Source organism: Buttiauxella warmboldiae (assembly GCF_003818135.1).
GTDB classification, from domain to species: domain Bacteria; phylum Pseudomonadota; class Gammaproteobacteria; order Enterobacterales; family Enterobacteriaceae; genus Buttiauxella; species Buttiauxella warmboldiae.
On the sequence record NZ_RPOH01000036.1, the window covers coordinates 83,364 to 97,056 of the forward strand.

A 13,693-nucleotide genomic window follows, 5' to 3' on the forward strand; every position below is an offset into this window, starting at 1 on the left:
ATAACTTTCTCCCACCATGCATTGATGAAATTATAACAATTGCAGGATCATGCAGAACGACATTCCGCACAATACGCCATATAACAAATTATTCTGTGCCGTTTTACGTACGCGTTTTTGTGAATGGATGGTGACATCCTCCAGCTTCTTGCGCACGTTACGCGACACCTGAACATGCTGCGTTATAACATCTTTTGAACAGTGCCGGAACCTTGCGATATCATCCCGAATAAACTCATCCACTACGCCTTTATTAGCTTTGAGCTCGCGGACAATCCCTTCCAGCATTTTTTCCATGCCTTTTACCCGCAGGACAACATCTTCTTCCATATCCAGTGACAGCATAATCCAAATCCATGATTAATTGTAACACCAGGGGGTAATTCATTTACCGCCCATCCCTTTCCCGATAATAATGTAATGATGAAATAGCCTAATCAAGCGAATAAACATCATTAAGCCTGAAGTTGAAAATATTTCAGGTGGATTGGCGCAATAGTGTTCAGCTGTAAAGGAGTATTTAATCACGTTCTCCATTTGTTATCGCATCAATACTATCGGGTAACAGACGAATTTCTGCGGCGCGACGATGGGCCTGCATTCCTTCGGTACGGCTCTGGCGTATCGCGGGCTGTGCTACCGCAGCAATTCCGCACTCGTCAATCCACTGGTGGGTGCAAATCTTGACATAGGCACCGACCCACAGCCCGCCGGTATAGCGAGCCGCCGCCATGGTGGGCAGGGTGTGATTGGTTCCGCAGCATTTGTCTGAAAACACCACGCTGGCGTTTTGCCCAATAAACAGCGAACCGTAATTGCGAATCTTGCTCGCCGTGGCGTGGGGATCGCGCGTATGCACCTGCAGGTGCTCGGTGGCCATATGGTCAGCCCAGGCAATAAGCTGCGCTTCATCACGGCAGATAACAATCTCCCCCTGCCGTTTCCAGGCTTCACCCGCAGTAGCGGCCGTAGGCAAATTGGTTAGCTGGCGTTCAATTTCCGCAAGCGTTTGCTGGGCAATTTTTGGGCTGGTGGTCGCCATGCCAACGCGAGTATGCACATCGTGCTCGGCCTGGGCCAAAAGATCGGCGGCTAATATTCTTGGGTCGGCGCTGTCATCAGCTATCACATAGATCTCGCTCGGCCCGGCAAGCGCATCAATCCCGACTTTGCCAAATACCTGGCGTTTGGCTTCGTTGACAAACGCGTTGCCTGGCCCCACGACTTTATCGACCACCGGAACAGACTCGGTTCCCCAGGCCATGGCGGCAATGGCCTGGGCGCCACCGACTTTAAAGATGCGGTGCGCACCGGCAAGATGGCAGATAGCGATCATCGCCGGATGGGCGCCCGGCGGCAGGCAGGCAATAATCTCATCACACCCTGCCACCACTGCCGGGACAATCGACATCACCGGTGCCGATAAAATCGGGTAGCGCCCTCCCGGCACGTAACAACCCACGGTCTGAATCGGAATAATGCGATGCCCCAAATGCACCCCCGGCAGCGTTTCGATATCCAGCGGCTGCATGGTAGCCAGCTGCGCCTGGGCAAAACGCTTCACCTGGGCGATGGCAAACTCGCTATCTTTGCGGGTTTGCGGGTCGAGTTCAGCCAGCGCGCGGGCAATCTCCTGCTGCGAAACTTCAAACTTCTCTGGCGTGGTTTGATCAAATTTTGCCGAATAGTCGCGCAGCGCGGCATCACCACGCTTGCGCACCTCATCGATAATATTCTGTACCGTCTCAGTTAACGAGCGGTCTGCCTGCACATCCTGGCCCTGTGGACGTTTGATAAATTCAACATCAGCCGCGGAAATCACACCCATTTGTTACTCCCCCATTTGTCCCAGTTTAATTTGCGCCAGCAGTGCCAGATGGTCATACACCACCCATTCATCAATAATTTTGCCGTTTACGATGTGGTAGTGGGACATGCCCATCACAAACAGGCGTTCGCCGGTTGGTTTACCCAGTTCGCCATAGCCCAGATGATGGCCTTCCATAATCCAGCGTACCGCTACTTTGGTGCCGCCTTCGTCACAAGGATTGGAGCAGATGTGCTGCGGCATCCAGGCGCCGTCAGGGATCATGCCGATCAGCGCCAGCGTCTGGTGAATGACTGCCGCCTGGCCATAAAGTTCTTTCATCAGTGGCCCATGCCACTGCACATTCGGGGCATATACATCTTTGATCTTGCCGAGCATGCGGCGGTTGTAAATTTCGTGCAGCCAGCGCAGGCACTGTTCTTCGGTATCGGTATGGGCAATAGAAACGTCGCATTCCATTTCTGGCGGATATTGTCCGACCATACGGCGATTTTCGCCGATGTCGGTAACGCGGAACCCTTTATCAAACTGCTCTTTTGCCATTCCCTGGGCTATTGCGTCGGTATCCAGACCGAGCTGGCGCATCAGCGACATGTTGTCGCTGACGACCCACTCACGATAAATCTTGTTTTCGTGGATCATACAGTCTGCAACGGTGCGGGTAACAAAGGTGCGGTTGGTTGGCTTACCCAGGTGGCTATACTGGGTGTGACGACCGCTGCCGGTCACCAGGTGCGAGGTATAAAAACCTTCTACGTCGTTACCATTCCAGATAACCTGGGTCGCCATACCGCGGCGTTCCGGGAAAGCAATCAGGCGCTGCAAAGTGTCCTGTACCACTTGCTCACGGTTATACATCGTGCCCAGCGCGTTATATAAAACGCAGTTGTGCGTATAGTGGGTATAAATTAAACCCACGTCACGTTCGTCCCAAATTTTATGGGTGCAACGCACGATATAATCGACAATATCAGTGTAACAATCATCAAAGCCTCTTAACGATTGTACTCGCGGGCGTTTTTCCGGAACTAAATCAATAAAGTCACGGCGTTCGACTTGTAATACCGGTTCATCGCGCGTGGCTTTGACAGGGTTTTTTTCCGAAGTGACCGGCGTTTTATTGGTTGTTTCAGTTGAAGACATAGGACCTCCTGCGTTATTTGGATGCGCTATGGATAAAGCCTGGGCGCATTATTCAGGGATAGATTTATCCCTCACCTGCAAATGGCGATAATATTTATGTTCTCTGCTCTGCGAATTTGGCAGGGAATATTTCCCCGCCAGTAAATATGATTAATTAAAAATCTGTGACCAGATGGCTAATTCATCAATACCCAGATATTCCCGTACAATTAAACCATCACGTAATTCCAGCTGGCTAATACCGGTAATAGAAACCGGGCGACGGGTTGGTGTGCCAAATTTCCCGTAGCCGTCATGCCAGGTTAACAACGACCAGCGCAGCGACAGGCGCACCGGCTCATTGGCGTCACGACGCACCACAAGGTGATGTAAATTCGTTTCGCTATCGGCAAAGGAAGCGCGATAGCCTGAAAGGAAGCCCCCGATATCCTGCTCCCCGGTGCGCAGCACATGTCCCGGCCCGTGCAACGTGGCGGCTGGATGATAAAGCCCCGGCACCACGCCGCTGTTACCGCCCGCCCACATCGACAAATAGCGCTCAACCAGTCCCGCCAGCGGGCCGTCAACGTCGTCCCCATCCGGGCCGCCGGCCCAGCGGGCGTCCATCTCTTCGGCTGAAACATTTTCCAGCCCCGCTTCGCGGCGCGAGTCAGCCAACTGTTGAGCAAACGTGCGTACATCCATGCCAATTTGCGTCACGATTGCCGCTCGGTCCTGTAGCAACCACTCCTGGCGTACCGCACCCTCGGCGCACACGCGGTCTGCCCAGGTGCGCACCCAAATCGATTTGCCGCTGGGCTGCCCAAAGAAACCTTCACCCTGATGCTGGATACAGGCCAACGTTCGTTGGGCGGCGTAATACTCAAATTGCGGCGTATGGGTACAGAGAATATCCTCGGTCAACACCGTGCGCTGCGGAAAGCTGTGCATCGCTTCAAGCGTCAGGCGCATAAATTGCGAAAGGTCGTTGAGCTGCTTTTCCGGGGTGTGAAACACCACCGGCGTGGCGTAAAAATCAGCCAGTTGGCCGATGTCTTTCTGTTCCCACACCACATGGGTCAGCGTCAGAATAAACTGCTGTATGGAATCAAACTGAGGGCTAAAGCCCGGCAACCTGGTCATTCAACCTCCTGCGGCTGGAACAGCATCAGCCCATCTTTTTCGATAATGCCGGAGCGGGGCCGCCTTGCGGAATGGCGCACCACCAGCACACCCGGAACCACCAGCTGTTCCGGCTCAATGTTTTCACTTTCAATTTGTTTCATCAGCAGCGCAATCGTTGCGCTCACCATCGCATCCACCGGCTGTGAAGCAGACGTCAGCGCATAAGAGGGCCAGCCGGAGGGACCGGTGTCGTCATAGCCAATCACCGAGAGGTCTTCAGGAATGCGCAGGCCAAATTCAAACCGGGCGATATCCATCACGGTGAGCGCCATATGGTCATTGGCGGCAAAAATGGCATCCGGCGGCTGCGGCGCTGAAAACAGCTCCCGGGCCGCTTTTGCGGTTTTTTTGGCATCATAATCCCCCTGCACCACACGCACATTCTCAATGCCATGGCGCTCTAAGGTCTCGATAAATCCCTTCTGGCGCGCCACATTAACCGAAGAATCAGAGAGCCCGGCTACATAGGCGAAACGCTGATGTTCCCCCGCCAGTAAGAACCCGGCGATCTGCCGGGCGGCGGCTTCGTTATCGGTATTCACGCTTGAGGCCGTGGCGTTTTCTTCACTGCGATTAAACAGCACCACCGGGATACCGGCCGCCACGCACTCTTCTGAAAGCTCCACGGAAAGGGAAACCGAAGCCAGTACGATGCCATCCACCCGATATTGCATGATTTGGTCAAAAATACGGTCGACGTTGCCGTCCCGGTCGCCAACAAACAGCAGCAGGTGATAGTTCAGCTCATCGAGCCTCTGTGCCAGAGCTTCCAGCACCTGCGGGTAAAACTGATTATCAAAATAGGACATCACGACGCCGACGATACGCGAACGGGCCGTGTTCAGCGAACGGGCGATAGCGTTTGGCCGATAGCCCAGCTCACGCGCGGCTTTCAGCACCTTTTCACGCGTTGCGGGTGAAATACTCGCCCCCGGCGTAAAGGTCCGCGATACCGCTGATTGTGATACTCCCGCCACTTGCGCCACCTGCTGCGAAGTCACGGGGCCAAAAGTCTTACGTTTCATGGTCTGGTATTCCTTGTCCGCATCCCGCTGGAATGCCTGTTTTTAATACTTACACCATCTTTGCATGCGTATGCAACAGCCAAAATTATTTTTTTCACATTTACATTATCGACCTTTACAAAACTGAAACCTTTTTGTAACTTCAATTTTTGAATACGTATGCACAAGACCTGTCACAACATAAAAAAACGCCGTCAGTTTTACCGGTGACGCGAGTTCGCGACAAAGGATTGCACCGGTTAATGCCGTACTTGATTGGTTATAACCCATTAATCTTTAAGAGGTTCACCACCATGTTTCGTGCACTGTTTAGTCGATCCGAAGTCAGACTGTTTTTTACCCTTAGCGTGCTGTTCTTCATTTGTATCCACAGTATTGATGCCTTCCTCGCCCCGATGTTAATCAGCGAAGGAATGCAGCCAGAAGTGGTGGGAATGATTATGGGGGCCAGCGGGTTAGCCACGCTATTCGCGCGCTTCCCGATTGGCATTCTTTCCGACGTGGTGAAAAGCCGCAAAATCTTTATCCAGTTCAGCCTGCTGCTGCCGCTGGTCACCTGGCCTATTGCCTACTTTGAACCTAACGCCATAACGCTGTATCTGGCGAAAGCCGCAGATGGCTTTACCGCAGCCAGCTGGGTTCTCTATAACATTATGTTTATTCGTTATTTTGATAAAAAAGAGGCTCCCGCCGCGGTGGCGTTATTAGCGTTGGCGGGGCCGCTGGGCGTCTTCCTCGGCAACTGTATCGGCGGATTGTTAATTCACTTCTTCGATAAGAATATCGGCTATTTTGTTTCAAGCGTGTCGGCGCTGCTGGCGCTGATCCTGACATTCCGTATTAAAGAAGTTCACGATGCCGCCCGTGCGCCGACGCTGAAAGCCTGTATGAACAGCGCAAAACGCCAGTTAGCAGATTCATCAGTCTGGCTGATTGGCCTGCTGGCGACGATTGTGATTCTGGTTCCCTTTGCGACCCGCGATACGCTGACGCCTATTTATGCGCAGCAACTGGGGGCAAAGGCCGGGATTCTCACCCTGCTTAGCAATCTGCATCTGATTTTCTACGCGCTGGCGATCGCGCTATGTAGCTCCGTGTTTTATAAGCGTCTGGGTCTGGTGAACACCGCGGTAATTGGCATCTTGCTGCAGGTGGTTTCCAGTATTGGTATTCCGTTCACCAGCAATATGTACGTGATTTATCTGTTACAGGCAGTAGCAGGCTTCTCATTTGGTATGGCTTTCGCGGTATTTATGTCGCTGAGCGTAGTGAATACCCTTGAGGATGAACAGTCCACTCGCATGGGGCTATTCCAGACCATTTATTCCCTCGGGATGTTTGTCGGCCCGGTGGCGATGGGGTTGATGATGCAACATATCAATCTGTCATCCGGCTACCTGATGATTGGCGCCCTTAGCATCGTGGCCGCCTGCCTGACGCCGATGGCGGCAAAAAGTGTTTATCAGCGCCAGGTTAACGCGGACGAAAAAAAGCGGCGCGAAATATCTGTGGAACAAAGCTATGCCAATAAACCTGGCCAGTAAGGCTCCCGCTTAGCCGCTGAAGTAAATCGAATTTACCGTTTCACCCTCCTCGCAGGGCGGGGTAGTCACGTATAAAACAGGAAAGGAGAGCGTCATGGCTCAGTATTTAAAAACCAGTAAATCTTTATCCGAACGCCAGCAGGCCAATAAACAAATCAGTATGGTGGTTGAAAATACCCTGGCCGATATTGAACAACGTGGAAATGAAGCAGTCCGTGAATTATCCATAAAGTTTGATGGTTACGATCGCCAGGATTATCGTTTGAGCGCATCGGAGATTAATGCCTGTATTAAACAGTTAAGCCGCCAGGATATTAAAGATATTGAATTCGCACAGCAGCAGGTCTTTAATTTCGCCAGCGCGCAAAAATCCTGCCTGACCGATCTGGAAATTGAAACGCGGCCGGGCGTTATTCTCGGCCACAAGAACATCCCGATTAATGCCGTTGGCTGCTATGTTCCCGGCGGAAAATATCCGCTGCTGGCTTCGGCGCATATGTCGATAATTACCGCAAATGTAGCAGGCTGTTCGCGCATTATAAGCTGTGCCCCACCGTTCAATGGCCGCCCTGCTCCGGCGATTGTGGCCGCGCAGGCCATGGCGGGGGCCACCGAGATTTACGCATTGGGGGGAATTCAGGCCATCGGTGCGATGGCGCTGGGTACCGATACGATACAGCCGGTAGATATGCTGGTCGGCCCCGGCAATGCCTTTGTGGCAGAAGCCAAACGCCAGTTATTCGGTCGCGTGGGTATCGACCTGTTCGCCGGGCCAACGGAAACGCTGGTGATTGCCGATGAAAGCGTCGATGCTGAAATGTGCGCCACCGATTTACTGGGCCAGGCCGAACATGGCGTGACGACTCCCGCGATCCTCCTCACCAACTCCCTGAAACTGGCACAGGAAACGATGCGTGAAGTCGAACGCTTGCTGACGCAACTCCCTACCGCTGAAATCGCCCGCCAGGCATGGCGTGATTATGGCGAGGTGATCGTCTGCGAGAGTTACGAAGAGATGTTGCAGGAGGCCGATCGCATCGCCTCTGAGCACGTGCAAGTGATGACCTCCCGCGATGACTGGTTCCTCGCCAATATGACTAATTTTGGCGCGCTGTTCCTCGGCCCGCGCACTAACGTTGCCTATGGTGACAAAGTTATCGGCACCAACCATACCCTGCCGACACAAAAAGCCGCGCGTTATACCGGCGGGTTGTGGGTGGGGAAATTCATGAAAACCTGCACCTGGCAAAAAGTACTGAGCGATGAAGCCTCCAGCGAAATTGGCAGCTACTGCTCTCGCCTTTGCCAGCTTGAAGGTTTTTCCGGCCATGCGGAGCAGGCCAACATTCGCGTGCGTCGCTACGGCAAAATTGATGTGCCCTATGCCGGTACGGTGCCAGCGGTCGATATCGAGAAGGCTTCATAATGATGGCCCTTCCCCACACTCCAGAGTTTCGGCTGGATAACCGTCGCGCCCTGGTGAGCGGCGGTTCCCGGGGGATTGGCTTTGCGGCGGCGATTGCACTGGCACGCGCAGGCGCGCAGGTGTGGATTATCGCCCGCAACGCTGAGCCACTCGGCGAGGCCGTAAAAACTGCCGCCGCCGCAGGCCTGCAGCTCAACAGCGTGGTGCTGGATATTACCCACACCGGCCAGGTTGCCAGCACCCTTGCACAGCTGCCGGATTTTGACATTCTGGTCAATAGCGCAGGTCTTGCGCGTCACCAGCCGTTTCTGGAGGTTAGCGAAGAAAATTTTGACGCGGTGATGGCAGTAAACCTGCGGGCCACATTCTTTATCAGCCAGCAGGTCGCGCGCCGCATGAAAGCGCGCCAGATTGCCGGTTCGATAATTCATATTTCGTCGCAGATGGGGCATGTTGGCGGCCCCGAGCGCAGCGTCTACTGTGCGTCTAAATTTGCCCTCGAAGGGCTGACCAAAACCATGGCGCTGGAGCTCGGTGAATCAGGCATTCGCGTCAACACCCTGTGCCCGACATTTATCGAGACCGAACTGTCGCGCGCTAATCTCGCCGATCCGGTGTTTGGCCGCTATGTGCTGGATAACATCAAGCTAAAACGGCTGGCAACGCTCGAAGACGTGATGGGACCGGTGGTGTTCCTTGCCTCCCCTGCGGCGGCGATGATTACCGGGACATCATTAATGGTCGATGGCGGGTGGACGGCAACATGAAAGCAGCGCCTTTGTTGGAAAATCATGACGCGCCGCTGATTTTGCTTGGCGGAACGCTGTGTAACGGGCGGCTTTGGCAGCCACTCATCGAGCAGTTGAATGTCGCGCATTATAGTTGCGTTACGCTTAGCGGTGGTGATTCCGCTCACGCGCTGGCAACGCAATTGCTGGAAGTGTTACCGCCGCGTTTTTGCCTGGCGGGATTCTCACTCGGCGCGATGGTCGCCCTGCAAATGGTGGCGCTGGCGCCAGAGCGTATCTCCGGGCTGGCATTGTTGTCGGTCAACCCTTTTAGCGATCTCCCGGAAAACGCCGTCAACCGTCGAATGGCGGTTCGTGAAGCCCGCAAAGCAGGCATGACGCGCTGGCTAAGCGAAAACCTCTGGCCGAAATATGTCGCACCCCATCGGCTGGATGACGCGGCACTCCATCACACGATTATGCAGATGGCTGAAGAGTGCGGCATTGAGATTTTCGCCCGGCAAACGGAAGTCGCCATAACCCGCACCGACCACCGCGCGGCCCTGGCTTCCTTTATGGCCCCGATGCTGATACTCAACGGCGCTCACGACGCGATTTGTACCCCACAACACCACTATGCGCTTGCTACCGCAGCCCCCCACGCGCGCTGGATAACGCTACCCGAAAGCGGCCACTTCTTACCTCTTGAAGCACCACAGCGGGTGGCTATTGCGATGCGCAACTGGATACAGGAGTCCATACAATGAGACACAATCCGCTGAAAGCGGCCTTCCGTCAGCAGCAGCCGATAATCAACGGCTGGCTGGCCATCCCTTCCGGTTATAGCGCCGAAATCGCCGGGCACCAGGGGTATGATTCGGTCACCGTTGATATGCAGCACGGCATGATTGATTTCGCCAGCGCGCTATCGATGCTCCAGGCCATCTCGGCCACTCCCGCGACGCCTCTCGCACGGGTGAACAGCAATGAACCCGCGCAGATCATGCGCCTGCTTGATGCGGGTGCCTGGGGCATTATCTGCCCGATGATCTCAACGGCCCGTCAGGCCCAGCAGTTTGTCGCAGCCTGCCGCTATCCGCCGCTCGGCAATCGCTCTTTTGGCCCGGCGCGTGCGTTGTTATATGGCGGAAAGGATTACCCGCAGCACGCCAATGAAGAGATCCTGACGCTGGCGATGATTGAAACACGCGAAGGGTTAAACAACCTCGACGCTATTCTTGATACCCACGGCCTCGACGGCATATTTATCGGCCCGAATGACCTCTCTTTAGCCCTTACCGGCAGCGCCAGCGCCGAGTCACAGCACCCTGACATGCTGGCAGCGATTGAGCGGGTACTCGATCGCTGCCGTGTACATAACAAACTCGCGGGGATTTTTTGTACCTCTGGTCAAGCCGCAGCCCGTCGCCTGGCGGAAGGTTTTCACTTCGTCACCCCTGCCAACGACGTGATGCAGCTAGGCAATGCCGCCCGTGAAGCTATCGCTGCCGCACGAGGCGAACAGCCGCCTGTCCGCGGCGCATCTGGATATTAATGGAGGATTTCATGCACAACATCACTCTGACACAAGAAGAAGCACGGCGCCGCGTGGTGCGTCCCGAAGACCGCGTCTCCTGTAGCGTGGCGTTTATCGATTGCAAACTTCCGGGCTCACATCTCAAACAGAACTACTCTTTTATCGGTCCGGGCGTGACTCAATCCGCCTCACAGGTAGTGAATATTCCTGAGCCACACGGTTTTAATATTGGCGCGGCGGCGATGCCTAAAGGGGTGACCAACAATTTGCATCTGCATTTCACCGCTGAGGTGTTTCTTATTCATGAAGGCAGCTGGCGTTTTCGCTGGGGGGCAAATGGCGAGCATGAAGCGGAGTTCAGCGCCCCCGCCATTTTGTCGATCCCGACATGGATTTTCCGTGGCTTTACCAATGTCAGCCCAACGGATACCTGCGGCATGGTGTTTACCGTGCTGGGGGGCAATAACACCGGGGGCATTATCTGGCACCCGTCAATACTCGAAGCCGCCCGCGAATATGGCCTGTATCTGAGCCGCGATAATATGCTGATCGACGTTGGGGCGGGCGATCCCTTGCCGGACGAAAATGACCTGCTGCAGCCGCTGGGCGCGGAACATATCGCGGCATTACGCGATTATTCGGTAGCGGAAATGAGTCAGAGAGCGGTCACCGGCGAACAGCGTAACTGGTCTGGTGAGGCTCTGCTGGATGCGGTGTTGCCAGGCCACGGTGCTGAACTGGCACCGGTGATTGGCTACGGAATTTCGCAAAATCGCCACAATGAACCGCCGATTATCAACCCGCATGGCTTCTCCGTGGAGTGGCTACGCATTCAGAATGAGCATCGTGTTGGATTGCACTGCTGCCCGGATGTTCAGGTGCTGATGGTGTTCAGGGGCACGCTGGAGGTGACGTGGAATCGCCCTGGCGAAGAGGTCACGGTCATCGCACAGGAGGGGTCGGTGATTTCACTGCCCGCTGGCAGCTGGCGGCAATACCGCGCCATTGATGGAGTCATGGAGGCGACGCTGACCACCCAGGGCGATCAGCGTAAAAAATTATTCTGGGATGAGGAAATCATTGCCCAGGCGCGGGAACGCGATCGCTGCCTCGATCCCGATGGTTATGTCGCGGTGGCGAGTATTTTACCTGCAACCGCACGCCGCGCGGGTGAAAAAATCGCGCGCGCAGTTTAAACCAGGCTCGCACTTAACTGCAGGGATGCATAGAGCTGGAGTTTTAGCGTAACTGCTCAGCGCTGGGCAGTTACCAGATTTGAAAGCGCGTGGCCAGAAGCGATAAGCTTAATCATGACAAATATTCGTCGCTGGTATTACAACCTTATATAAAGAGTTATTCAGCGGCTTACCTGAAACGGTTGATTAAAAAACATATCACATTATGCAAATATATTTTAATAAGCCAATCGGCAGTTGAAAAAGCCGATTTACCCACCAGAGTCACCCTATTTCATTAATATGCATTTAACCAATAAGCAACACTTCGGCGTATTTCTGTACACTCCAAATTTGAAACAGTGTTTTTAATTCCTTTCACAGCAACTTACCTCTATAATGTGCGCGTCTTGACTTGAATGGTTTCAGCGCATTGAACTGTCTTAATACACTAGAAAACAATCAATATCCCCGGCAGGCTGAACCGCAAGCACACTTTCCTCTGCACGCTTTATTTCTGTCACCTATCCTTACCGGGTGGCACCTGAACAATACCAGATTTAGTTTGCGCTCCGGCGCCCGTATCAATCGGAACCGAATTTTCACAATCCTTCTCAACTTACAGATAAGACTGTCATGAAAAAAACTAAAATTGTTTGCACCATCGGTCCAAAAACCGAATCCGAAGAAATGCTGAGCAAAATGCTTGATGCCGGCATGAACGTTATGCGTCTGAACTTCTCCCACGGTGACTACGAAGAACACGGTCAGCGTATCAAGAACCTGCGCAACGTGATGGCGAAGTCTGGTAAGAAAGCAGCCATCCTGCTGGACACCAAAGGTCCTGAAATCCGCACCATCAAACTGGAAGGCGGCAACGACGTCTCCCTGAAAGCGGGCCAGACCTTTACTTTCACCACGGATAAAACCGTTGTGGGCAACAGCGATATCGTTGCTGTGACTTACGAAGGGTTCACCAGCGACCTGAACGTAGGCAACACCGTACTGGTAGACGATGGTCTGATCGGGATGGAAGTGACGGCAATCGAAGGCAAAAACGTTGTTTGTAAAGTACTGAACAACGGTGACCTGGGTGAAAACAAAGGCGTTAACCTGCCAGGCGTTTCCATCGCGCTGCCTGCTCTGGCTGAGAAAGATAAGCAAGACCTGATCTTCGGCTGCGAGCAGGGCGTTGATTTCGTAGCCGCGTCCTTTATTCGTAAACGTTCTGACGTTGTTGAAATCCGTGAGCACTTAAAAGCGCATGGCGGCGAAAACATTCAGATCATCTCCAAAATCGAAAACCAGGAAGGCCTGAACAACTTCGACGAAATCCTCGAAGCTTCAGACGGCATCATGGTTGCTCGTGGTGACCTGGGCGTTGAAATCCCGGTAGAAGAAGTTATCTTCGCGCAGAAGATGATGATCGAAAAATGTGTTCGCGCTCGTAAAGTTGTTATCACTGCAACTCAGATGCTCGACTCAATGATCAAAAACCCACGCCCTACCCGTGCGGAAGCAGGCGACGTAGCTAACGCCATCATCGATGGCACCGACGCAGTCATGCTGTCCGGTGAATCTGCTAAAGGGAAATACCCGCTGGAAGCTGTGACCATCATGGCAACCATCTGTGAGCGTACTGACCGCGTGATGACCAGCCGTCTGGACAACAACCAGGACAGCCGTAAACTGCGCATCACCGAAGCAGTTTGCCGCGGCGCGGTTGAAACCGCTGAAAAACTGGATGCGCCGGTAGTTGTGGTTGCGACCCAGGGCGGTAAATCGGCTAAAGCCGTGCGCAAATACTTCCCTAACGCCACTATCCTTGCCCTGACCACCAATGAAGTCACTGCTCGCCAGTTAGTTCTGAGCAAAGGCGTGATCCCACAGCTGGTGAAAGAAATCGCCTCTACTGATGATTTCTACCGTCTGGGTAAAGAAGTTGCGCTGGAAAGCGGCCTGGCTCGTAAAGGCGATATCGTAGTGATGGTTTCTGGTGCTCTGGTACCAAGCGGCACCACCAACACCGCATCTGTTCACGTCCTGTAAATTTTCTGTGAACGAATAATTTGCTTAAAAAGCGCCTGCGGGCGCTTTTTTTATGGGCGTAAATAGTCAGTTTT

13 protein-coding genes are annotated in these 13,693 nt (G+C 53.7%); 8 read left to right on the forward strand and 5 right to left on the reverse strand.

Going from position 1 to position 13,693, the window contains the following annotated elements:
- Nucleotides 1–30: 30 nt before the first annotated feature.
- From EHN07_RS10465 to EHN07_RS10485, 5 genes are all read right to left on the reverse strand, one after another.
- The gene (locus EHN07_RS10465; RefSeq protein WP_124024086.1) at nucleotides 31–345 is read right to left on the reverse strand and encodes a hypothetical protein; all 315 of its coding nucleotides are present in this window, start codon (nucleotides 343–345) and stop codon (nucleotides 31–33) included.
- Nucleotides 346–520: 175 nt separating this feature from the next.
- On the reverse strand, nucleotides 521–1,828 hold the full coding sequence (gene hisD / locus EHN07_RS10470; protein ID WP_124024087.1) for a histidinol dehydrogenase: 1,308 nt from the start codon (nucleotides 1,826–1,828) through the stop codon (nucleotides 521–523).
- Nucleotides 1,829–1,831: 3 nt separating this feature from the next.
- Nucleotides 1,832–2,971 carry a nuclear transport factor 2 family protein gene (locus EHN07_RS10475; RefSeq protein ID WP_124024088.1) on the reverse strand — a complete coding sequence of 380 codons (1,140 nt, stop codon included), beginning with the start codon at nucleotides 2,969–2,971 and terminating at the stop codon, nucleotides 1,832–1,834.
- Nucleotides 2,972–3,121: 150 nt separating this feature from the next.
- A complete protein-coding gene (locus EHN07_RS10480; RefSeq protein ID WP_124024089.1) occupies nucleotides 3,122–4,093 on the reverse strand; it encodes a nuclear transport factor 2 family protein in 972 nt (323 codons plus the stop codon).
- Nucleotides 4,090–5,160 (reverse strand): LacI family DNA-binding transcriptional regulator, encoded by a 1,071-nt coding sequence (locus tag EHN07_RS10485; protein ID WP_124024090.1) that lies wholly within the window; start codon nucleotides 5,158–5,160, stop codon nucleotides 4,090–4,092. The genes EHN07_RS10480 and EHN07_RS10485 overlap by 4 nt, the downstream gene beginning before the upstream one ends.
- Before the next feature lie 293 nt (nucleotides 5,161–5,453).
- Here EHN07_RS10485 and EHN07_RS10490 point away from each other — a divergent pair, with 293 nt between their 5' ends.
- The 8 genes from EHN07_RS10490 to pykF all read left to right on the forward strand — a co-directional run bounded on the left by EHN07_RS10490 (nucleotide 5,454) and on the right by pykF (nucleotide 13,619).
- Complete coding sequence (locus EHN07_RS10490) at nucleotides 5,454–6,704, forward strand: MFS transporter (RefSeq protein WP_124024091.1); 1,251 nt, start codon at nucleotides 5,454–5,456, stop codon at nucleotides 6,702–6,704.
- 94 nt (nucleotides 6,705–6,798) lie between these two features.
- On the forward strand, nucleotides 6,799–8,130 hold the full coding sequence (gene hisD / locus EHN07_RS10495; RefSeq protein ID WP_124024092.1) for a histidinol dehydrogenase: 1,332 nt from the start codon (nucleotides 6,799–6,801) through the stop codon (nucleotides 8,128–8,130).
- Entirely contained in the window at nucleotides 8,130–8,897 is a 768-nt protein-coding gene (locus EHN07_RS10500) for an SDR family NAD(P)-dependent oxidoreductase (RefSeq protein WP_244202385.1), read from the forward strand. The genes hisD (EHN07_RS10495) and EHN07_RS10500 overlap by 1 nt, the downstream gene beginning before the upstream one ends.
- Nucleotides 8,894–9,625: an alpha/beta fold hydrolase gene (locus EHN07_RS10505; RefSeq protein ID WP_124024093.1), complete on the forward strand. Its 732-nt coding sequence runs from the start codon at nucleotides 8,894–8,896 to the stop codon at nucleotides 9,623–9,625. Before EHN07_RS10500 ends, EHN07_RS10505 begins: the two co-directional genes overlap by 4 nt.
- The gene (locus EHN07_RS10510; RefSeq protein ID WP_124024094.1) at nucleotides 9,622–10,413 is read left to right on the forward strand and encodes an HpcH/HpaI aldolase family protein; all 792 of its coding nucleotides are present in this window, start codon (nucleotides 9,622–9,624) and stop codon (nucleotides 10,411–10,413) included. The genes EHN07_RS10505 and EHN07_RS10510 overlap by 4 nt, the downstream gene beginning before the upstream one ends.
- 11 nt (nucleotides 10,414–10,424) lie before the next feature.
- The gene (locus tag EHN07_RS10515) at nucleotides 10,425–11,591 is read left to right on the forward strand and encodes a cupin domain-containing protein (RefSeq protein WP_124024095.1); all 1,167 of its coding nucleotides are present in this window, start codon (nucleotides 10,425–10,427) and stop codon (nucleotides 11,589–11,591) included.
- A 412-nt stretch (nucleotides 11,592–12,003) separates the two neighbouring features.
- On the forward strand, nucleotides 12,004–12,210 hold the full coding sequence (gene ynhH, locus EHN07_RS20860) for a protein YnhH (RefSeq protein ID WP_425267176.1): 207 nt from the start codon (nucleotides 12,004–12,006) through the stop codon (nucleotides 12,208–12,210).
- Nucleotides 12,207–13,619, forward strand: a complete 1,413-nt coding sequence (gene pykF / locus EHN07_RS10520; RefSeq protein WP_124024096.1) for a pyruvate kinase PykF — start codon at nucleotides 12,207–12,209, stop codon at nucleotides 13,617–13,619. The genes ynhH and pykF overlap by 4 nt, the downstream gene beginning before the upstream one ends.
- Nucleotides 13,620–13,693 lie beyond the last annotated feature (74 nt).